General features: G+C 76.8%; 1 protein-coding gene and 1 pseudogene. Both read left to right on the forward strand.

The window, feature by feature from the left end:
• Positions 1-68 precede the first annotated feature (68 nt).
• Positions 69-1,229, forward strand: a pseudogene (locus ACOJUF_RS13020) (amino acid adenylation domain-containing protein); the annotation flags it as partial.
• Positions 1,230-1,278: 49 nt separating this feature from the next.
• Entirely contained in the window at positions 1,279-1,746 is a 468-nt protein-coding gene (locus ACOJUF_RS13025) for a phosphopantetheine-binding protein (RefSeq protein WP_420122268.1), read from the forward strand.
• The last annotated feature ends 189 nt before the right edge of the window (positions 1,747-1,935 follow it).

Genomic DNA, 1,935 nt, shown 5'->3' on the forward strand with positions numbered 1-1,935 from the left:
ACGAGCTGATCGCCGCACGCGCGGCCCGCTGCCCCCGGGCGCCGGCCGTCCGGGCCGCCGGCGGGCGGCTGACCGACGCCCAGGAAGAGCAGCGCAGCGACGACTGGGCCCGGGCGCTGGCGGACCGGGGCGTCGGTCCCGGTGACGTGGTGCCCGTGCTGCTGCCCCGGGCGGTGGAGCTGCCGGCCGCGCTGCTGGGCATCTGGAAGGCCGGCGCCGCCTACCTGCCGCTGGACCCGGCGATCCCGGCCGGCCGGCTGGCCACCGTGCTGTCGGCCGTGCGGCCGCCGGCGGCCGCCGACCACATCCTCGTCGTCACCGGCGATCCCACCCGGGTGCCGGCCGGCTGCCCGACCCTGGAGCCGGACGAGGTACCGGCCGGCACCGGCTGCTTCCCGGCCCCGCCGGATACGGTCACCACCGCCGACCAGGCCGCCTACGTCATCTTCACCTCCGGCTCGACCGGCACCCCCAAGGGCGTCCGGATCAGCCACCGCAACCTGGCCCACTACCTGACCAGCTGGGCGGTCGACCGGCTGGCCGCGGCCGGAACCGGTGGCGCGCCGGTCTTCTCCAGCGTCGCGTTCGACATGTCGGTGACTGCGCTGTGGGCGCCGCTGCTGTGCGGCCAGCGGGTGCTGCTGCTGCCGGACGGGCCGGATCTGTCCGGGATCGGCCGGCAGCTCGTCGAGGCCGGCCCGTTCTCCTTCGTCAAGCTCACCCCCGGCCAACTGGAAGTGCTGGGCGACCAGCTCACCGACGCCGAGATGGATGCCCTGGCCGGGGTCTACGTGGTCGGCGGCGAGGCGTTCCCGGCCGACCTGGCCCGCCGCTGGGTCGCCGTCCTGGGGCCGGACCGGATGGTCAACGAGTACGGGCCGACCGAGATCACCGTGGCCGACGCCGCGCACTGGATCGGCGAGGTCGGGGCCGGGGCGCGGGTGCCGATCGGCACCGAGCTGCCCGGCACCACCGCCGCGCTGCTGGACGAGCAGTTGCGGCCCGTGCCGGACGGTGCCGTCGGGGAGCTGTACGTGGGCGGCGCCGGCGTCGCCGACGGCTACGTCGGCGACCCGGGCCTGACCGCCCAGCGCTTCCTGCCGGCGGTCGCCGGCCCGCCCGGCGCCCGCATGTACCGCACCGGCGACCTGGCCCGGCGGCTGCCGGACGGCACCCTGGACGTGCTCGGCCGGGCCGATCGGCAGGTCAAGATCCGCGGCTACCGGGTGGAACCGGACGAGGTCCGGGCCGTGCTGGTCGCCGCGCCCGGTGTGCGGGATGCCGTCGTGGTGGCCGACCGGCAGCGGCTCGTCGGCTACGTGGTGCCGGGACCGGTTGCCCGAGTACCTGCTGCCCGCGGTGCTGGTGGCGATCGACGCCGTCCCCCTGACGGCCAACGGCAAGGTGGACCTGGCCCGGTTGCCCGACCCGGCGGCCACGACCGCCGCCCCGCGGCGGCCCAGCACCCCGGTGCAGGAGCGGGTGGCCGCGATCTGGACCGACCTGCTGGGTGTCGAGGTCGGCATCGACGACCGGTTCTTCCAGGTCGGCGGGCATTCCATCCTGGTGCTGCGGCTGGTCGCCCGGATCCAGGCCGAGTTCGACGTGGCGATCGGGGTGGCCGCGGTGTTCGAGAACCCGACGATCGCCGGGTTGTCGACCCTGATCGAGGACGCCGTGCTGGCCGACATCGACGCGCTGTCCGACGACGAGGTCCGCGACCGGCTCACCGAGGAGGTCGCCTGATGACGACCGGCGTGATCGACCCGGCCGCCGCCGGGCACCCGGCGGATGATGCGGCCGATCGGGCGGCCGAGGGGCCCGCCGCGATCCGGGCCCGGCTGCTGCGGCAGCGGCTGGCCGGCCGGGCCGCCGCGGCCCCCGGGCCCGACGCCGTCCGGCCCCCGCGGCCCCGCCCCCCCCAACATCCCCCCT

This window comes from Nakamurella sp. (assembly GCF_048594475.1).
Classification (GTDB): Bacteria; Actinomycetota; Actinomycetes; order Mycobacteriales; family Nakamurellaceae; genus Nakamurella.